Source organism: Qipengyuania mesophila, from assembly GCF_019711655.1.
Lineage (GTDB): Bacteria > Pseudomonadota > Alphaproteobacteria > Sphingomonadales > Sphingomonadaceae > Qipengyuania > Qipengyuania mesophila.
Genome location: NZ_JAIGNU010000002.1, coordinates 566,094 through 585,452, shown reverse-complemented (window position 1 = coordinate 585,452; position 19,359 = coordinate 566,094). Strand labels below are relative to the sequence as shown.

Genomic DNA, 19,359 nt, shown 5'->3' with positions numbered 1-19,359 from the left:
GGCGCCGCGGCAATCCAGAATGATCCGCCTCTGGATTGCTTCGCTACGCTCGCAATGACTGGAAGGTTTGTGAAGCCTTATTCTTCGCTCGGCTCCACCACGGCGAGCACGGCCTCCACCTGCACCTGGCCGCCCTCGCTGACCGACAGCTCGGTCACCGTGCCGTCGAAGGGCGCGGTGAGCGCGTGCTCCATCTTCATCGCCTCGAGCACCATCAATCGCTGGCCGGCGGTGACGGTGTCGCCCTGAGCCACGTCGACCGCAATGACCTTGCCCGGCATGGGCGCGACGATCGCGCCATCGCCGGCTGCGGCGGCGCCCGAGCCGCGCGACTGGCGTTCGAAGGTGAAGCTCTGCCCGTCGACGAAGACCACAGCGCGCGCCGCGTCTACGAAACCGGTTGTTGCGAGATCGGGACCCGAACGAGCCGCCGACACCTTTCGTGTCTCGCCCTTGTGCGTGAGCGTGGTCGCCAGCACGCCGGGGGCGTTGAGGCGCAGGCCGATGGGCAAGTCCTCATGCTCCTCGACTTCGGCGAGGGCGATGAAGTCGGCTGCGCTCTGCCAGATGGCGTCATCCGCCTCGTCTGAGGAAACGAGGCTGTCGAGCTTCGATTCGATGAAGCCGGTGTCGAGCTTGGCGTCCTCGAAATCCTCGTCGCGCAGGCAATTTGCGATGAAGGCTGCATTAGTCTTCACCGGCCAGATCTCGACGCCTTCGGCGATCTCGGCGAGTTGGTCGATGGCGTCGCCGCGGCTCTCGCCCCAGACGACCAGCTTGGCCACCATCGGGTCGTAGAAGGGCGAGATCATGTCGCCTTCCTCGACACCGGTCTCGATGCGGCCTTCGACGCCGAGGTCGAAATGGTCGAGCGCGCCGGTCGAGGGCAGGAAGCCGCCCGCCGGGTCTTCAGCATAGAGGCGTGCCTCGATCGAATGGCCGTCGATGAAGAGCTCGTCCTGCTGCAGCGGGATCGGCTCGCCGCTCGCCACGCGAAGCTGCCATTCGACCAGGTCGACGCCGGTGATCTCCTCGGTCACCGGGTGCTCGACCTGCAGGCGGGTATTCATCTCCATGAAGAAGATGCGGTCGGCGCGCAGGCCCTCGCTCGCATCGGCGATGAATTCGATCGTGCCGGCACCTTCGTAGTCGACCGCCTTTGCTGCACGAATTGCTGCACCGCATATTGCAGCACGCGTTTCCTCGTCCATGCCCGGCGCGGGCGCTTCTTCGATCACTTTCTGGTGGCGGCGCTGGAGCGAACAGTCGCGCTCGAACAGGTGGACGACATTGCCATGGCTGTCGCCGAAGACCTGCACCTCGATATGCCGGGGCGAGGTGATCCACTTCTCGAGCAGGACCTCGTCGTTGGAGAAACTCGCCTTCGCCTCGCGTCTGCAAGACTCAAGCATTTCAACGAATTGCTGCGCAGCATCGACCTTGCGCATGCCCTTGCCGCCGCCGCCCGCGACGGCCTTGATCAGCACGGGATAGCCGATCGCGTCGGCTTCTTTCTGCAAGCGCTCGACCGACTGGTCCTCGCCTTCGTAGCCGGGGGTGACCGGAACACCCGCCTCACGCATCAGCTTTTTGGCGGCGTCCTTGAGGCCCATCGCTTCGATGCTGCCGGGCTTCGGTCCGACCCAGGTCAGCCCGGCATCGATCACTGCCTGCGCGAAGCCCGCATTCTCCGACAGGAAGCCATAGCCGGGGTGGATGGCTTGCGCTCCGGTCTGCTTCGCTGCGGCGATGATCTTCTCGCCGACGAGATAGCTTTCGGCAGCGGCCGAGGGACCGATATGCACCGCCTCGTCGGCGCTGCGTACGTGCAACGCCCTTGCGTCGGCGTCCGAATAGACCGCCACGGTGGCGATGCCCATCTCGCGCGCGGTGCGGATGATGCGGCAGGCGATCTCGCCGCGATTGGCGATGAGGAGTTTGCTGATCATGCGAGCGCGCTAGCCGTAGCGTCGCTGCGCATCAAGCTACCAGCCCGCGACGGGCTTGAAATCGTGGCGCGACCAGATGATCGGCTCGCGCGGGCCCCTCGGACGATTCCAGACCGCCTCGAAGAAGGCGGCGGTCATGTGCCACAGCTTCTCGACCGAGCCGACGCGCGTGCGGCTGTCCCAGGCGAGCTGGCCGCGGGTGAGAACCTTGCGTCCGATCGCGCCGTAGATGCGCGCGGCGGAGAGCACAGCCCAGCGCTGGCGGAAGCGCAGTCGCTTCGTGCCCAGCCTGGCCGCCGCCTCGTGCCTTTCCATCAACGCGACGAGCCGCGGCATCAACCAGGCAAGGCGGAAACGGTTCTCGGGCAGGGCATGCTCGCCCTCTTCCCAGCCCATCTCGTCGAGCCAGCTCTTGGGGAGGTAGCACCGGCCGGCAGCGTCGTCCTCGACGATGTCGCGCGCAATGTTGGCGAGCTGGAAGGCGAGGCCGAGATCGCAGGCGCGATCCAGCGTCTCGCCGTCGTCGGGATGCACACCCATGATCCGCGCCATCATGATGCCGACCGCGCCGGCGACATGGTAGCAATAGCGCAGCATATCCTTTTCGGTCTTTGGTCTCCAGCGCGTGGCGTCGAGCGCGAATCCGGCGATCACGTCGTTCGCCTCCGCCAGCGTCAGCCCGCATTCGTCGGCGACGAGGCCAAAGGCGTCGAAGGCGGCGTCGGCGGTCGGCTGTTCCTCGAAGGCGCGCTTGGTGAGGATGCGAAGTGCCTGGACACGATCCTCGGCATCCTTCGGCGTACCCTGGTCGCCCAATGGCCCGCCCTTGTCCTGGTTGTCGGCAATGTCGTCGCAGCGGCGGCACCAGGCATAGAGCAGCCAGCTGCGCTCGCGCGTCGCCTTGTCGAACAGCTTTGAGGCGGCGGCGAAACTGTGCGAGCCCTGCTCGATCGATTCGAGCGATTTCTCGACCAGCATCGCGCGATCGCGCCCGCCCCCCGCCCGCGCCGGCGTGGGCCGCATGTAGCGCGAAGGCACGAGGGGGCGCGGCTTGTTCAGAGGTCGTCGGCCTTCATCTGGAAGATCGGCGTATGCGCCTCGTAGCCGGCCATCTTGCCGAGCAGTGCATCGAGCGTTTCGGCATCGAGGATGATCCCCTGGTGTGCCGGGCGCACGAAGCCGACGTCCGCCATGTGGCGGTTGAAGGCGATGAGGTGGTCGTAGAAGCCGAAAGCGTTCAACAGGCCCACGGGTTTGGTGTGGTAGCCCAGCTGTGCCCAGCTGACCGCCTCCCACAGCTCGTCCATCGTGCCGACGCCGCCGGGGATGGTCACGAAGCCATCGGACAGATCGGTGAAACGCTGCTTGCGTTCGTGCATGCCCGAGACGGTGTAGAGTTCGGTGCAGTCGTGGTTGGCCACTTCGGAATTAGCCAACGCATCGGGGATGACGCCGATCACCTCGCCGCCCGATTCCAGCGCGCCGCGTGCCACCGCGCCCATCAGGCCCAGCCGACCGCCGCCATAGACGAGGCCGATTTCGCGCTCCGCCAGGCCTTTGCCGACGTCGTAGGCCAGTTGGATAAAGCGCGGATCCTCGGGCGAGGCCGATCCGCAATAGACGGCAAGTCGTTTCATCTCGCGGCTCATCCCGCCAAATCCTCCAGCATCAATCCGGCAGTCGCCTTGGCGCTGCCGACCACACCGGGGATTCCGGCGCCGGGGTGCGTCCCAGCGCCGACGAGGTAGAAATTGTCAAGCACGTCGTCCCGGTTGTGCCCACGGAACCAGGCGCTCTGGGTGAGCAGAGGCTCGAGACTGAAGGCACTCCCCATATGCGCGTTGAGGTCCATCGCGAAATCGCGCGGGGCATAGTGGAACTTGGTCACGATGCGATCCTGCAGGCCGGGGATCAGCCGGTGCTCGAGCTCTTCGAGGATGCGCTTCTCGAGCAACGGTCCCATCTCTTCCCAGTCGAGGGCCAGCTTGCCCATGTGCGCCACCGGGATGAGCGCATAGAAGGTGCTCATGCCCTCGGGCGCCATCGACGGATCGGTGACGGTCGGGTGGTGCAGGTAGATCGAGAAATCCTGCGGCAGCACGCCGTGGTCGTAAATGTCTTCGAGCAGCCCTTTGTAGCGCGGTCCGAACAGGATCATGTGGTGCGGAATGCCCGGCCAGCTGCCCTCGATCCCGAAATGGACCACGAACAGGCTCGGGCTGAAGCTCTTGCGCGCGAGGCTGCGCGAATAGTCCGCGCCGCGCTTGGACCCTGCGAGCAGGTCCTTGTAGCTGTGCATGATGTCGGCATTGCTGGCGATCGCATCGAAGCGCTGGCGCCAGCCCGAATGCGTTTCCACTTCGGTCACCTGCTTGCCCAGCGTGTGGATATGGACCACCGGATCGTGCAGGCGGAGCGTCCCGCCGAGCCGTTCGAAATGGCGCACCATGCCCGCGATCAGCTGGTTGGTGCCGCCCTTGGCCCACCACACGCCGCCGTCGACCTCGAGCTTGTGGATCAACGCATAGATGCTGCTGGTCTTCATCGGGTTGCCGCCGACCAGCAGGGTGTGGAAGCTCAGCGCCTCGCGCAGCTTCTCGTTTTCGACATAGCTCGCCACGGTCGCATAGACGCTGCGCCAGGCGCGCTGCTTGGCCAGTGCGGGGGCCGCCTTGAGCATCGACTTGAAATCGAGGAAGGGAACGTGGCCGAGCTTGACGTAGCCTTCCTGATAGACTGCCTCGGAGTAGTCGAGAAAGCGCTGGTAGCCGGCGACGTCGGCCGGATTGAGTTGCGCGATCTCGCGGAACAGCTGCTCCTCGTCGTTCGAATAGTCGAATTGTGTGCCGTCGGGCCAGGCGAGGCGGTAGAAGGGCATGACCGGCATCAGCTCGACATCCTCGGCGATGTCGTGCCCCGACAGCGCCCAGAGTTCCTTCAGGCAATCGGGATCGGTGATGACGGTCGGCCCGGCATCGAAGGTGAAGCCGTCCCTCTCCCAGAAATAGGCGCGCCCGCCGGGCTTGTCGCGGGCCTCGACTACCGTTGTCCGGATACCTGCTGACTGCAGCCGGATCGCCAGCGCGAGGCCGCCGAAGCCGGCGCCGATGACACAGGCGCTCTTGTCCCCGGCGGAGGAGGCATCGGGCATCGTCGCGTCGCTCGGGGTAACGGGGGTAGTCATCTCGGCGTTCATTGCGACCTTTCATGGACGAGCGGGCTGCCCTTGCCAAGCAGCGCCCGGATGGCGGCGAATACGGGCACCGGCGGCTTTCCCGAGAGGACGCGCAGCCTGTCTGCGGCCGTGGAGCGTCCGGCGTAGAAGCGCTCGACCAGCGGTTCGCGCAGGCGATAGAAGCGCCCGAACACCCGGTATCGTTCCTCGGGCCGGGCCGCGTCGAACAGCATGCGGCCGAGACTGCGGTAGAAACCCGTCGCGCGCCAGTGGTCGCGGGCGCGGTGATCGAACAGGTTGGCGATCCGGTCGCCCGGCAGATGGGCATGACGCGCCAGTTCCAGCGCATTGGCGATGGCGAAGGGCAGTGTGTAGCTGGTCAGCGGATGGGTGAACCCGGCGCGCGCGCCGCTGCGCACGATGCCGGGCTCGCCGAGGCCGGTGTGATAGGCAGCGAAATCGCCCCCGGTGATGACGGGCAGCACGCCGGTCTCGCCGCCGATGGTTTCGCCCCGCCAGCCCATCGCCTCGCAATAGCGATCGATCCGCTGCGAAAGCGCGTCGCGGTCGAGTTCCGGGCTGTCGGCGTAGTAGGTGTCCTCGACGAACAGCTCGTCGGGCGAAAGCGGCAAGGTATAGACGAAGCGATAGGCGCCGTGCTGGTGCACGCGCGCGTCCATGATGATCGGCCGGGTGAGGCCATGCGGTTCGCGGGATCGCAGATGGCGTCCCATGAACAGCTGCCATCCGCCGCGCAGATGCGGCGACGGTTCGAAATCGCGGCAGTCGACCACAACGCGCGCCGCGATGCGCTCGCCGCTCTCGAGCGTCACGCCGTCGGGGGAGAGCTGCGAAACCCGGCTGCGCAGGCGGATTGCCTGCGGCGGAAGCTCGCGCCGCATCGTCTCGTCGAAATCGCTGCTGGCGAGCGAACGGTAGCCGGCGCCCAGAGTCCTCTGATAGCCCGGGAAGGCGACGTCGTAGCCTTGGTTCCATTCGGTCCGGCGGTACAGCGACAGCAGTTCCGCGCCTGCGGGGTCGAGATCGCTGCCGAACCAGCTCCAGCGATGGTTGCCGCCAAGTGTTTCCCCCGCCTCGAACAGGGCGATCTGCATTTCGGGATGCGCGCGGTGCACGGCGAGCGCGGACAATCCGCCCGCCAGCCCACCGCCGACCACTGCCAAGTCTATCGCGCGCCCGTTCATCGAGGGCAGGGCTTAGGCGTGAAGCATGGGCGCGGCAATCGTCTAGACCGGCGCCATCGGGAACACGCCCTCGCGACGGGTGTTGGTCAGCAAACAGGGAACTCAGGGAAAATCGATGAAAATCATCTCCGCCGCCGCGCTTTCCGCCGTGCTTGTCATTGCTTCGCCCGCATATGCACAGGAGGCCGGAGACAGCGAAACGGCAGCGGATGCCTATGAAGGCTCTGTGTTCGACGGAGACTGGCTCAGCATCGGGGCGGGGGCGGTCTATTCGCCCAGCTACAAGGGGTCCGACGATCACGTGGTCTCGCCGCTGCCGATCATCCAGGGCAGTCTCGGCGGTGTCGGCATCAATCCGCGACCGGGCGGGCTGGCGCTCGACTTCATCCCCGATGCCGATGGCGAGGTTGCCTTTTCCGCCGGCGTCGCGGCGAAGCTCAACCGCAACCGCGCGACGCAGATCGAGGATCCCGTGGTCGAGAGCTACGGCGAGCTCGATACGGCGTTCGAGGTCGGGCCCACCGTCGGCGTGAGCTTTCCCGGGCTCCTCAACCCCTACGATAGCCTCAGCTTCAATCTCGATGCGCTCTGGGATGTCGCGGGCGCCCATGACGGGATGACCGTGTCGCCGACCATCACCTATTTTACGCCAGTCAGCCGCGGCGCAGCGATCTCGCTTTCGGTCAGCGCGACGCATGTCGATGACGATTATGCCGATTACTACTACTCTGTGCCCGCCGGGGGGCCGTTGCCTGCGTTTCAGGCCGAAGGCGGCTTCGAAAGCGCGGGTGTCAACCTGCTCGGCGCCATCGACCTCGACGGCGATCTTGCCAACGGCGGTCTCGCCCTGATCGTCCTCGGCGGCTACTCGCGCATGCTGGGCGATGCCAAGCGCTCGCCCTTCACCTCGATCCGTGGCGATGCCGACCAGTGGATGGGCGCGCTGGGGATCGGCTACACCTTCTAGGTCCCGCTTTCGCTTGCCCTCGACATCGCAGGCATGCATCTCTCGCTTCCGAGGGAGAGATACCATGAAGTTCGCCACCGTTCTTGCGCTCGCCGGGGCGCTGGTTGCCACGCCCGCGCTGGCAGACACCACCATCATCCACGCCGATGGCGTGATCGTCGATGCCGACAGCCCACCGCTGGGGCAGTCGACGGTGACCGTCACCGACGGGCGGATCGTCAGCATCGAAGACGGCTTCACCGGCGTGCCCGACGGCGCGACCATGGTGCACCTCGCGGGCAAGATCCTGGCGCCCGGCATGATCGACCTCCACGTTCACCTGACCGGCGATCCGGGCGGAGATTTCTGGAAGGAAGCGGTCGAGCCCGACGAATGGGGCGCGATCGTCGGCGCCAAGAACGCCCGACTGACCGCGCTCGCCGGCTTCACCACCGTGCGCGAAGCGGGGAGCGGGCCGGAGAACGGCTTCGCCCTGAGGCGTGGGACGGCGGAAGGCTACATCCCAGGCCCGCGCATCGTCGCGGCGGGCGTGCCCCTGTCGATCATCGGCGGCCATGGCGACGTCAGCGGCTTCCGGCCCGAGGTCAACGAAGTGCTGGATACCGGCTTCACCTGCACCGGCGCGGTCGAATGCGCCGAGAAGGTCCGCCTTGCAAGCCAGAACGGGTCCGACGTCATCAAGATCACCGCGACAGGTGGTGTGCTGAGCCAGCAGGGCCGGGGGCTCGAGGCGCATTTCACTGATGCCGAGATGAAAAGCATCGCCGATACCGCGCATTCGCTCGGCCTCAAGGTCATGGCGCATGCGCATGGCGCGCGGGGAATAGAGGCGGCGAGCCGCGCAGGGATCGATACGATCGAGCACGGCACCTATCTCGACGAGGCAGCCGCGCGCGAGATGAAGAAGAACGGCACCGTGCTCGTCCCGACGCTGATGGCCTTCAAGGGCGTCACCGATCGGCTCGGCAAGGGCATCTACACGCCGGTGGTTGAAGCCAAGATCGAGGCGGTGGCCGAAACCGCCCGCGTGTTCATGGGCAAGGCGCTGCGCTGGGGCGTCCCGATCGCCTTCGGCACCGATGCCGGGGTCTATAGCCACGGAAACAATGCGGGTGAGTTCGCGCTGATGGTCGCGCAGGGCATGAGCCATCGGCAGGCCTTCGCCAGCGCGACGACCGAAGCCGCCAAGGTGCTCGGCATGGAAGGCGAGATCGGCCGCATCGCCCCTGGCTATTCAGCGGACATCATCGCCGTCGATGCCAACCCGATCGAGGACACGTCCAGCCTCGAGAACGTCGAATGGGTCATGGTCCGTGGCCGGGTGATCGAATAGTCGGCGGTCTTTGCCACGATTTGACGCGGATCAATGCAGTGCCCTGCTCTCAGGTGTGATAAACACCTGTGCGAGAGGAGAGGTGAATGAATGTTGTCGGCGCGATCGAGGGCGATGAAGCAGCCACCCATGTGGATGTGCTGATCGTCGGAGCTGGGATTTCGGGCATCGGTTCTGCCTATCACCTGCAGGAGCAATGCCCTTGGGCGAGCTATGCAGTCCTTGAGATGAAGGACACGTTTGGAGGGACGTGGGACACGCATAAATACCCCGGCGTGCGATCCGACAGTGACCTCTACACTTTCGGCTATCGCTTCAAGCCGTGGGTCGGCGCGCCGATCGCGAGCGCCGAGGAAATCCTCAAATATATGGGCGAAGTGATCGACGAGAACGGGATCGGCGAACACATCCGCTACGGTCACCAGATCACCTCCTGCGCCTATTCGCGCGACACCGGCCTGTGGACCGTCGCCGCCACCCGGCTCGACGACAGGGCGGAGCTGACCTTCACCTGCAACTTCCTGTGGATGTGCCAGGGCTATTACGACCATGAGAACCCCTATGTCCCGCCCGAATGGGAGGCGAAGGGGCTGGGCGATTTCAAGGGAGATTTCGTCCATGCGCAGAACTGGGTCCCCGACTATGATTTCAGTGGTAAACGCGTGCTGGTGATTGGTTCGGGCGCGACCGCTGCGACAGTCGTCCCGGCCTTCGCCGAGAAAGCGGCACATGTGACCATGCTCCAGCGCTCGCCGACCTATTTCTTCTGCAGTGAAAACAAGAACGAACTCGCAGACCGCCTGCGCGAGATCGGCGTCGACGAGCCGACCGTGCATCGTATCGTGCGCCAGCAGATCATGTACGATCAGGACCAGCTTACCCGGCGCTGCCAGGACGAGCCCGAAGTCGTGTTCGAGGAGCTCAAGGAGCTGGTGCGCGCCTTCACCGGCAAGCCCGATTTCGAGTTCGAGCCGCATTTCACGCCCAAATATCGCGTCTGGCAGCAGCGGCTGGCCTTCTGTCCCGAAGGCGATGTCTTCAAGGCGGCGGTCGCGGGCAAGCTGACCGTCGTGACCGACACGATCGACCGTTTCACCGAAACCGGCGTCCGAACCTCGTCGGGCGAGGAGATCCAAGCCGATCTGATCGTCGCCTGTACCGGCTTTAACCTGCTGGTGATGGGCGGCATTCCCTTCACCGTCGACGGGGATGCGGTCGATTGGGCCGACACCGTCACCTATCGCGGGATGATGTTCACCGGCGTGCCCAACATGGCCTGGGTGATGGGCTATTTCCGCGCGAGCTGGACGTTGCGTGTCGACATGATGGGCGATTTCGTCTGCGGCCTGCTCAACCATATGCGCGACCGGGGTGTCGACAGAGTCGAAGTGCAGATGCGCCCAGAGGACGAGGGCATGGACATCCTGCCGTGGATCGAGAGCGAGAACTTCAATCCGGGCTATCTCATGCGCGGGCTCGATGCGATGCCGCGCCGCGGCGACAAGGCCGAATGGCGGCACAACCAGGACTACTGGCGCGAGCGCGAGGAAATCCCTGCCATCGCCTACGATGCTCCCGAATTCGCCTATTCGGGCGATCGTCCGATCGGCACCAGTCGGCGTGAGGAAGAGGTCGCGGCGTAAACCGAGAGGCTGATCGGAAGAAGACGCCCATCGAGTGACATTGCACGGTCATGGGGCCGTGCTTGCGAGTGAGTGCAGCCCCTGTATTGCCGGTGCAATACGCAATACAGGGGTAATTTGCATGAAACTCGTTCGTCACGCCCTCGCTTCGGGTGCCGCTCTCGCGCTCGTCCTTGCTGCCGGTCCGGCCCTTGCGCGCGATCACCACGAGGGCGAGGAAGCCACCGCGCCGGCGAGCGAGCATGACAAGCTGTTCGCTCTGTTTGCCGATGCCGACAAGCGCAGCTTGGAACTCAACCCGCTGGGCCGCCTGTTCCGCGGCGATGATAAGGATGCGGACCGGCTGGGCGATTTCCTGACCGATTCCTCTTTCTATGCGGGCCGTCTCGATACCCAGCTCAACCTCGCCAAGCTCGAGCTGATCGATCGCAGCAAGCTGAGCGAAACCGACCAGCTGGCCTACGACGTCTTCAAGTATCAGGAAGAATCCGCACTCCGCGGCCAGACCGACGAGATCCGAGCGCTCACCGAAGTGCGCCCGGTCAACCATTTCTCGGGCTTCCACACTTTCTATCCCAACTTCGCCAGCGGCGATTCGGCGGCGCAGTTCAAGACGCTGGCGAATTACGAGGACAACCTCTCGCGCCACGACGATTACATCGCCATCTCGGGCCGCGCGATCGAGAAGTTCCGCGAGGGCATGGAGAGCGGGGTCCTCGAGACGAAGCTGACCATGGGCAATGTGGTCGAGCAATTCGACACCATGCTGGCGATCCCGATCGCGGATTCGCAGTACATGAAGCCGGTCAAGAACTTCCCCGAGGATTTCTCGGCAGAGGACAAGGCACGGCTGACCGCAGCCTATGAGGCGAAGACCAAGGAAATCTACGCCGCGGATGCGCGTATGCGCGACTTCCTCCGCGACGAATACCTGGCCGTGGCTCGCGAAAGCGTCGGCCTCAGCCAGATGAAGGGCGGCGACAAGCTCTACGCGCAGATGATCGAGCAAACGACGACGCTGCCGCTCACCGCCGACTATCTGCACAATCTCGGCCTGTCCGAAGTCGCGCGGATCAAGCAGGGCCTCGAAGCGATCAAGGAAGAGGTCGGCTTCAAGGGCACGCTCAACGAATTCTTCGACTACGTGCGCACCGACGCAAAATTCAAGCCCGAGAGCCGCGAGGCGCTGACGCAGACGTACTACGATATCGGCAAACACGTCGATGCGAAGATCGGCGACTATTTCTCGCTCGTCCCCAAGACGCCGCTCGATATCAAGCCCTATGATCCGTCGATCGAACAGTTCCAGGCCGGTGGGTCCTACCAGTCGGGTGCTCCCGACGGTTCGCGCCCCGGCACCTTCTACTTCAACGCCTACGACCTACCGAGCCGGCTGACGACGGGCAATGTCACGCTCTATCTGCACGAGGGCGCTCCCGGTCACCACTTCCAGATCAGCCTTGCGCGCGAGAACGAAAAGCTGCCCGCATTCATGCGCTTCGGAGGAAATACCGCCTATGTCGAGGGCTGGGCACTCTATTCCGAGACCTTGGGGTACGAGATGGGTTTCTTCGAGGATCCGTGGAACCGCTACGGCACGCTGCAGGACGAGCAGCTGCGAGCCATGCGTCTCGTCGTAGACACCGGGCTCCACGCCAAGGGCTGGACGCGCGAGCAGGCAATCGATTTCATGCTCGAGAATTCGGGCATGACGCGCACCGAAGTGGTGGCCGAGGTCGAACGCTATATCGCCATCCCCAGCCAGGCGCTGGCCTACAAGGTCGGTGCGCTGAAGATCCAGGAACTGCGCAAGAAGGCCGAAGCGCAGCTGGGCGATGATTTCGACATCCGCGAATTCCATGCGGAGGTGCTCGATACCGGAAGCCTGCCCTTGCCGGTGCTGGAGGCCAAGATCGACCGCTGGATCGCGTCAAAGGCCGGGTGACGGAAGGCGCGGGCGGGGATTGCCGTCCACCCCAACTGGCTAGTGGGAGATTGGCGCGCTACCCCTTGCACGACTTGCTGCGAGGGAAGGGGACACGCCGATGGATTGGCTGCGCCGGGCAGACTGGCTGACGCGCGAGCGGGTGCGCGGCTACGCGCTGCTGCTCGCGCTCGCCAGCATGGCGTTGCTGGTCAATTCCTATCTCAAGGCGATGGGACCCGAGGGCACCGATTTCCTCGCCTTTTGGGGCGCGGGAAAGGCGACCGTGGCGGGCGATCCGGCGGCAGCCTACGATCTCGCGGTGCAGCAGCGCGTCCAGACGGCGACCGGGAGCGAGGGTTGGTTCGCCTTCGTCAATCCGCCTCCCTTCCTTTTTGCCGTTGCCCCGCTGGGGGTACTGCCGTTCCCGATTGCCTGGATCGTCTGGGTTGTGGGCACATGGTCGCTGTGGGCGTGGGCGGGCATTCGCGCCTTTCCCCGCCTGTGGCCACTCGTCATCGCCTATCCCGGCGCGCTGATTGCCGCGGGGCACGGCCAGACGGGATTGCTCACGGGCGCCTTGCTGATCGTGGCTGCCGACCGATTGGACAGGCGTCCGGCGGCGGCAGGCGCCGCAATCGGAGCGCTGGTGATCAAGCCGCATCTGGCGGTGCTCGCGCCGGTGTGGTTTGCTGCGGGGAAACGCTGGCGCGCCTTTCTTGCTGCGGGCGCCGTGACGCTCGGCCTCCTCGCCCTCTCATGGCTTACTTTCGGAAGCGCGACGCTGATCGCCTATACGAGCAGCTGGCACGCGAGCGGGTTGTTGCTGGAAGGGACCAACCCCGATTTCCTGCTGCGGATGAGCACTCTGTTTTCGCAGGCGAGGTTGCTTGGCGGAGAGGGTGTGGGGCTCGCGGCAGGCACGCTCTCGGCGGTGGTCGCAGTGGCGGCCGCAGTACTCGCCCATCGCCGGTTTGCAGGCGATCCACGCGGAGTAGGCGCGGCAGTGCTTGCGGCGAGCGCGCTCGCATCACCCTATCTCTTCAACTACGACCTGCCCTTCCTGCTGTTTCCCACGCTGTGGCTGGTCGCCGAGGGGCTGGCGACGGGGTTCCGCCCCTATGAGAAGCTCGCGCTGATACTGCTGTACTTCGCGCCATACGCGACGCGCGCGCTCGCCTTTCCCCTTGGAATCAATCTCATGCCGCTCGCCGCGCTGGCCCTGCTGGCGCTCGTGTGGAGCCGCGGCGGGGCAGGTGCGGGAACCGCAGACGCAGCCTAGGGTTTTTATCGGCAGGACGGTGGGAAGAGATTCATGGAGAAAACCATGTCGAGCTTGTCTTTCCACAGCAGCCGCCCCGACCGCTGGGTGCAGCCCAAGCCCTATAGCGACAGCTCGCTGCGCTATCAGGCACATGGGCGGATCCAGCCGATGGAGGAGCCGGGTTTCCTCGCTCGGCTGTTCGGCCTGCGCTGAGGTGTTGCCAGCGTCTGGATTGCAGGCGCTGGATCTAAGAAAAGGGGCCGGAAGTCGCTGCGACTTCCGGCCCCTTTCTTTATGCACGCGAGAACCCGGTCAGTATTCCTTGGGTTCCTCGGGCGTTTCGGCGGTGTACGTCGGTCCGGCACTCCGGTCACCCCGAGCGAGCGCGAAGACAACGCCGCTGAGCAGGGCCAGCGCCAGCAGGTTGGGCAGCGCCATCGCGGCATTGGAGATATCGCCGAGGCGCCAAACCAGCTCGCTCGGCTGCGCGGCGCCGATGAAGATCACGACACACCACAGTACGCGCCAGGCCATGTGCAGTTTCTTCTCGCCTTCACGGTTCGATCCCTTGACCCGGTCGTAGAGGAAGGTGATCGCCCGCTCGCCGTAATAGCTCCACGTCAGCAGCGTGGTGAAGACGAACAGGATCAGCGCGATCGAGGCGATCAGCGTTCCGAGCGGGATGGAGCCGATTTCGAACGGGAAGGCCGCGGCGAAGGCGCCGCTGGTCATCTCGAAGCCGACACGATCCGATTGCCACGCGTGGATCACCGGCTGGCCATTGGCGGTGAAGTTGCCTTCGACTGTCAGGATGACCAGTGCGGTCATGGTGCAGATGACGATCGTGTCGATGAAGGTGCCCAGCATCGCCATGCGACCCTGCTGTTCGGGATCGTCTGTCTGGGCGACGGCGTGCGCGATCGGGGTCGAACCCTGGCCGGCCTCGTTCGAGAACAGGCCGCGCGCCACGCCTGCGCGGATCGCCATGATGATCGCCGCACCGGTGAAGCCGCCCACCGCGCTCTGCGGGTTGAAGGCCCCGTGGAAGATGAGCCCGAAGGTTTCGCCCAGATCCTGGAAATTGAGCGCCAGCGCGATCAGCGCCATGACGATGTAAGTCGCCGCCATGAACGGGACGACCTTCTCGGCGACATTGCCGATCGACTTGATGCCGCCGATGATGACGACGAAGACCACGGCGGCGGTCAGCAGGCCGCCGATCCATTCGGGGATGCCGAACAGCTCGTTCATCCCGTCGGCCATGGCGTTGGCCTGGATCGAATTACCCGTGACCAGGCCCGAGAACAGGGTGCCGAGCGCGAAGACTATGGCGAGCCAGGTCCACTTGGGCCCGAGGCCCATGACGATATAGCTCATCGGACCGCCGCGCTTGATCCCGTCGCTGGTCGTTTCGCGATAGCGGATGGCGAGGCTGCCCTCGGCAAAGGCGAGCGCCATGCCGAACAAAGCGGTGATCCACATCCAGAAGACCGCACCCGGGCCGCCCAGCGCGATCGCGGTGGCGACGCCGGCAAGATTGCCGGTGCCGACCTGGCCCGACAGCGCAGTCGACAGCGCCGCGAAAGGCGAGATCTCGCCTTCGCCCGCCTGCTTGCGGCCTGCGAAGAGCCCCTTCACCGCGCTGCCGAAGCGCGTGATCGGGTAGAACTTCAGCCCCACCATGAACCATAGGCCAACGCCGAGCAGGACCACGGCGAGCGGCGGGATCGGAATCACGCTTTCGCCATTCCAGGTCCCGCCCCAGATGAAGTCGGAAATATTGGTGACCGGTTGAATCAGTCGCTCGCCCAGGCTGGCTGGTTCGGCTGCAGACATTATGGATTATCCCCTCATGCGTCCCGTGTGGGTGGATCGAGGGGAAGCTAGAGGCGCGGACGCGGCTTGGAAAGGGCCGATTTCCGTGTGTCCACCCGCTTGCCTTTTCCGCCGCGCGCGACTAGTGCGGCGCTGTCTTCCGACATTGGGAATCGAAAAAGCCCCTCCCGGTCTTGCATCGGGGCGGCGAGAGACCCTACCTGAAAGGGACGTGACGGAAGGCGGCACGATTTTTACGAGAGACGTGAGCAATGGCAGAGCAGAAGAAGACCAGCCCGGCGGAATTCCTCCGGCAGGTGCAGGCCGAGGGGCGCAAGGTCGTATGGCCGACGCGCGAGGAAACGGTGCGCACGGCGATCTTCGTGTTTATCATGATGGTCATCCTCTCGGTCTTCTTCCTCGGCGTGGACACGCTGTTCAGCGCGGTCGTGCGCTGGCTGCTGACGCTCGCCTGAGCCGCATTTCGACAGGGTAGTTAGAACATGGCACGCTGGTACATCATCCACGCCTATTCGGGTTTCGAGAACAAGGTTCGCGACGCGATCATTTCGGAGGCCGAGCGCCTGGGCCTGTCCGAGGGCGTCGAGGCGGTCGAAGTCCCGACCGAGACGGTCACCGAGGTCAAGCGCGGCAAGAAGGTCCAGGTCGAACGCAAGTTCATGCCCGGCTACGTGCTCGCCAAGCTGAACATGACCGACGATGTCTACCACCTGGTCAAGAACACCCCGAAGGTGACCGGCTTCCTCGGCAACAACAACAAGCCGCAGCCGATTTCCGAACGCGAAGCGGCGCGCTATTTCGGTGGTGTCGAAGAAGCCCGCGCGGCGCCCAAGAAGGACATCAGCGTTGATTACGAGATCGGCGATCAGGTCAAGGTGCTCGACGGGCCCTTCGCCAGCTTCAACGGCCTCGTCGAGGAACTCGATTTCGACAAGCAGAAGGTCAAGGTCTCGGTCTCGATCTTCGGCCGCGCGACGCCGGTCGAACTCGACTTCGAACAGGTCGAACTGGTCAAATAAACATCATGCATTTGATGGTTTGAATGAGGCCCCGCACGGCTTTGCCTGGCGGGGCCTTTCGATTCAGAAGGCGCGGCTCAGCGAAATCGAGGCGCGCCAGTCCTCTGGTCGCTTCGGCACGGTAGGCATCGACGATGCAGTCAGCTGCAGGCGGTCGAACGATCGGCCGCGAGCCGCGATGCGATGGTCGTGGTTCGCAGGACGAGCGAAGTGTTGTCGCACTTCTTGAGCTGGAAACGCACCTTGCGATCCTTGAAGTCGAGCGAGACGCGGCGGAAGTTTTCCATCAGGTCGGTGCCGAGCAGGAGCGAGGGCTTTTCGTCCAGTCCGAAGACTTCGAAGGGCGGGATGTCGGCAAAGGCGATCGGCACATTGTGCAGAAGGATCGGGCCCAGTTTCAATTCCTTCACCAGCAGGAAATCGAGCTCCATCTCGTTGCCGGTGACGCCGTAGACCTTGATCTTGCTGAAATTGCCGACCCGTTTGAGTGCCAGCCTGTCGCGCAGGGCGCGGTTGCCGATGGTGATTTCGGACCCCGTATCGACCACCGCGTCGACCTTCTGTTTGCCGACCTTCACTTCGGTCAGGATCAGCTGGCCTTTCTGAAGGCGACCCTTCACCACGATCAGGCCATCCATCACCAGGCCCTGAGTGAAGCCATCGTCGACGCTGATGTGGCGGTTCTCGAAATCGATCAGCAAACGTTGTTCGACCAGTGCATCGAGCCCGATCATCCCGTCTCCGCCAAGGTCGCGCTCGTCGAGGACGGGAAGCTCGAGGTCGGTCGTGGCGGTGGGGCCGAGGACGATCTCGTCGACCATCACGCGATTGACCAGCTTGCTTTCGGTAACGCCGTGCAACATCGCCGGCGTGCCCGCTGGCATGGCCAGCCTGCCGGCAAGCCTCTCGCCGACGACCGAGGAATCCGCGCCGCTATCGACGACGAATTTGTGCGGCCCGGTCCCGTTCACCATGACGTCCACCGTCATCCGGCTGCGCAACTTGCGCGCGCCGATCTCCTCGCCGCCGATTGCCAGCGTTTCGTCGAATTCCGCCGCTGGGAGGCCGGGCATGCGCAAGTCGCTCGATTCCGGCGGCTTCTGCCCTTGAGCAGAGACTGACAAACCACCGCACATCAGTGCGGCGATTACGATCGAGCTGATACCTCTCCACATAAGGGTGTGACTATACCACAAGAAAACCGAATGCCATGGGCCTTCGACAGGCGTGGCACTGCGGTCGATCGGGGAACGGGCAATGCGGAGCCAACCCGGTCGACCCGAGGGCGTCGTGGGCCTAGTCCGAACCGAACCCTTCATCGACGAGGCGGGCGGCCAGCGCCGCCGAGTCTGTATCCTGCGGGTTCGCCAAAACGGCGGAGGCGGGAACTTCGAGGTGGTAGGTCAGCTCGCCATCGGCGAACGAGCGCGTCGCCGTTCCGCGGAGCATCTGCGGGACGATGCGGGTGAGCAGCGTGGTGCCGAAGCCGGCCTTGCCCTCGACCGGTTCTGCCAGCACATACCATGCGGCATATATTGCCAGACATCGACAAAGTTCTGCAGGGGCACTCCCCTTGAGAGCCTCGATCCAGCACCTTGCAAGTGGAGCGACAGCCAGCTTCCCAAGTAATGCCCCGATACACCGTCCGGACCGCGAATCGCTTGCATTCCCACGCCAAATCGCTATGTGCGCGCCTTCCCAAGCCAGCTTCGGGAAACCGCGCGGAAGGTCCGCACCCCATCGCATGGGGCAGACCGCTTGACCGCTTACCATGAGCCGAACGTCGAAAGAGGTTCGGCAACAGTGAGAAAGGAGGCCATTCATGGCCAAGAAGATCGACGGCTATATCAAGCTGCAGGTGCCCGCGGGCATCGCCAATCCCTCGCCGCCCATCGGCCCTGCGCTGGGTCAGCGCGGCGTGAACATCATGGAATTCTGCAAGGCGTTCAACGCCGCGACCGACAGCCTCGAAAAGGGCATGCCGATCCCGACGACGATCACCGTCTATGCTGACCGCTCGTTCACCTTCGTCACCAAGAGCCCGCCCGCCAGCTTCCTCATCAAGAAGGCCGCCAAGCTCAAGTCGGGCTCGAAGGAGCCGGGTAAGGTTTCGGCCGGAACCATCAAGCGTTCGGCGCTCGCCGAAATCGCCGAGCAGAAGATGGCCGACCTGAACGCGAACGACATCGAACAGGCCACCAAGATCATCGAAGGCAGCGCGCGTTCGATGGGCCTCGACGTGGTGGAGGGCTAAGACCATGGCAAAGCAGACCAAGAAGCAGCAGCTCGTCGCCAAGCTCGACGGTGAAAAGCTCTACAGCGTTGACGAAGCAATCGCCACGCTGCGCGAACACAAGGCGAAGTTCGACGAGACTGTCGAAGTCGCGATGAACCTCGGCGTCGATCCGCGCCACGCCGACCAGATGGTCCGCGGCATGGTCTCGCTCCCGAGCGGCACTGGCAAGGACGTCCGCGTCGCGGTCTTCGCCAAGGGCGACAATGCCGAGAAGGCACTCGCCGCCGGCGCCGACAAGGTCGGTGCGGAAGATCTCATGGAAGACATGCAGGCCGGCAATCTCGACTACGACCGCGTGATCGCGACCCCCGACATGATGGGTGTCGTCGGCCGTCTCGGTAAGGTGCTCGGCCCCAAGGGCCTGATGCCGAACCCGAAGCTCGGCACCGTCACGCCGAACGTGGAGCAGGCCGTGAAGGACGCCAAGGGCGGCCAGGTCGAATTCCGCGTCGAGAAGCAGGGCATCATCCACAGCGGCATCGGCAAGCTGTCGTTCAAGGATGAAGACCTGAAGAAGAACTTCAAGGCGCTGACCGACGCGATCGTCAAGGCGAAGCCCTCGGGTGCCAAGGGCAAGTATGTCCGCAAGGTCACGCTGAGCTCGTCGATGGGCCCGGGCCTCAAGGTCGACCTGACCGAAGTCGAAGGCGCCTGAATTCGCACACTGTCGCTGGCTGATTGAGTGCGAATATCGTTCCCGGTCAGCACAGCGCCAGAACCGGAAAATGGGGCCGGCGGGTACAACCCG

At 64.4% G+C, this 19,359-nt stretch carries 18 protein-coding genes; 10 read left to right on the top strand and 8 right to left on the bottom strand.

All coding sequences use genetic code 11. The annotated features are described in order from the left end of the window. Positions 1-77: 77 nt before the first annotated feature. From K3181_RS12475 to crtY, 5 genes are read right to left on the bottom strand one after another with little or no spacing between them, the layout of a single operon-like run. On the bottom strand, positions 78-1,949 hold the full coding sequence (locus tag K3181_RS12475) for an acetyl/propionyl/methylcrotonyl-CoA carboxylase subunit alpha (RefSeq protein ID WP_221603414.1): 1,872 nt from the start codon (positions 1,947-1,949) through the stop codon (positions 78-80). Between the two features lie 36 nt (positions 1,950-1,985). Then, positions 1,986-2,972 (bottom strand): phytoene/squalene synthase family protein, encoded by a 987-nt coding sequence (locus tag K3181_RS12470; protein ID WP_221603413.1) that lies wholly within the window; start codon positions 2,970-2,972, stop codon positions 1,986-1,988. 32 nt (positions 2,973-3,004) lie between these two features. Beyond that, positions 3,005-3,586 (bottom strand): LOG family protein, encoded by a 582-nt coding sequence (locus K3181_RS12465; RefSeq protein WP_221603412.1) that lies wholly within the window; start codon positions 3,584-3,586, stop codon positions 3,005-3,007. An 8-nt stretch (positions 3,587-3,594) separates the two neighbouring features. Further along, a complete protein-coding gene (locus K3181_RS12460; protein ID WP_221603526.1) occupies positions 3,595-5,100 on the bottom strand; it encodes a phytoene desaturase in 1,506 nt (501 codons plus the stop codon). 41 nt (positions 5,101-5,141) lie between these two features. Further along, entirely contained in the window at positions 5,142-6,329 is a 1,188-nt protein-coding gene (gene crtY, locus K3181_RS12455) for a lycopene beta-cyclase CrtY (RefSeq protein ID WP_221603411.1), read from the bottom strand. Between the two features lie 115 nt (positions 6,330-6,444). Between crtY and K3181_RS12450 the strand changes: the two genes are divergently transcribed. The 6 genes from K3181_RS12450 (at position 6,445) to K3181_RS12425 (ending at position 13,673) form a co-directional block, all read left to right on the top strand. Beyond that, the gene (locus K3181_RS12450; RefSeq protein ID WP_221603410.1) at positions 6,445-7,296 is read left to right on the top strand and encodes a MipA/OmpV family protein; all 852 of its coding nucleotides are present in this window, start codon (positions 6,445-6,447) and stop codon (positions 7,294-7,296) included. Between the two features lie 64 nt (positions 7,297-7,360). Further along, positions 7,361-8,629: a metal-dependent hydrolase family protein gene (locus K3181_RS12445; RefSeq protein ID WP_221603409.1), complete on the top strand. Its 1,269-nt coding sequence runs from the start codon at positions 7,361-7,363 to the stop codon at positions 8,627-8,629. Between the two features lie 86 nt (positions 8,630-8,715). Continuing rightward, a complete protein-coding gene (locus tag K3181_RS12440) occupies positions 8,716-10,272 on the top strand; it encodes a flavin-containing monooxygenase (RefSeq protein ID WP_221603408.1) in 1,557 nt (518 codons plus the stop codon). Between the two features lie 121 nt (positions 10,273-10,393). Then, a complete protein-coding gene (locus tag K3181_RS12435; protein ID WP_221603407.1) occupies positions 10,394-12,217 on the top strand; it encodes a DUF885 domain-containing protein in 1,824 nt (607 codons plus the stop codon). A gap of 100 nt (positions 12,218-12,317) precedes the next feature. Further along, complete coding sequence (locus tag K3181_RS12430; protein WP_221603406.1) at positions 12,318-13,478, top strand: glycosyltransferase family 87 protein; 1,161 nt, start codon at positions 12,318-12,320, stop codon at positions 13,476-13,478. Positions 13,479-13,523: 45 nt separating this feature from the next. After that, entirely contained in the window at positions 13,524-13,673 is a 150-nt protein-coding gene (locus K3181_RS12425; RefSeq protein ID WP_221603405.1) for a hypothetical protein, read from the top strand. A gap of 99 nt (positions 13,674-13,772) precedes the next feature. On the opposite strand, the gene K3181_RS12420 is transcribed toward K3181_RS12425, so the two are convergent. Beyond that, positions 13,773-15,296 (bottom strand): alanine/glycine:cation symporter family protein, encoded by a 1,524-nt coding sequence (locus K3181_RS12420; protein ID WP_221603404.1) that lies wholly within the window; start codon positions 15,294-15,296, stop codon positions 13,773-13,775. Positions 15,297-15,547: 251 nt separating this feature from the next. On the opposite strand from K3181_RS12420, the gene secE reads away from it, so the two are divergent. Continuing rightward, complete coding sequence (gene secE, locus K3181_RS12415; protein ID WP_221603403.1) at positions 15,548-15,751, top strand: preprotein translocase subunit SecE; 204 nt, start codon at positions 15,548-15,550, stop codon at positions 15,749-15,751. Positions 15,752-15,778: 27 nt separating this feature from the next. Next, complete coding sequence (gene nusG / locus K3181_RS12410) at positions 15,779-16,315, top strand: transcription termination/antitermination protein NusG (RefSeq protein ID WP_221603402.1); 537 nt, start codon at positions 15,779-15,781, stop codon at positions 16,313-16,315. 140 nt (positions 16,316-16,455) lie between these two features. Here the strand turns inward: nusG and K3181_RS12405 are convergent, their stop codons facing one another. Together K3181_RS12405 and K3181_RS12400 are read right to left on the bottom strand one after the other, a co-directional pair. Then, positions 16,456-17,388, bottom strand: a complete 933-nt coding sequence (locus K3181_RS12405; RefSeq protein ID WP_221603401.1) for a retroviral-like aspartic protease family protein — start codon at positions 17,386-17,388, stop codon at positions 16,456-16,458. Positions 17,389-17,611: 223 nt separating this feature from the next. Further along, positions 17,612-17,833 carry a hypothetical protein gene (locus tag K3181_RS12400; protein WP_221603400.1) on the bottom strand — a complete coding sequence of 74 codons (222 nt, stop codon included), beginning with the start codon at positions 17,831-17,833 and terminating at the stop codon, positions 17,612-17,614. Between the two features lie 304 nt (positions 17,834-18,137). Here K3181_RS12400 and rplK point away from each other — a divergent pair, with 304 nt between their 5' ends. Beyond that, positions 18,138-18,569, top strand: a complete 432-nt coding sequence (gene rplK / locus K3181_RS12395) for a 50S ribosomal protein L11 (protein ID WP_221603399.1) — start codon at positions 18,138-18,140, stop codon at positions 18,567-18,569. A gap of 4 nt (positions 18,570-18,573) precedes the next feature. After that, on the top strand, positions 18,574-19,266 hold the full coding sequence (gene rplA, locus K3181_RS12390; protein ID WP_221603398.1) for a 50S ribosomal protein L1: 693 nt from the start codon (positions 18,574-18,576) through the stop codon (positions 19,264-19,266). Positions 19,267-19,359: the final 93 nt, after the last annotated feature.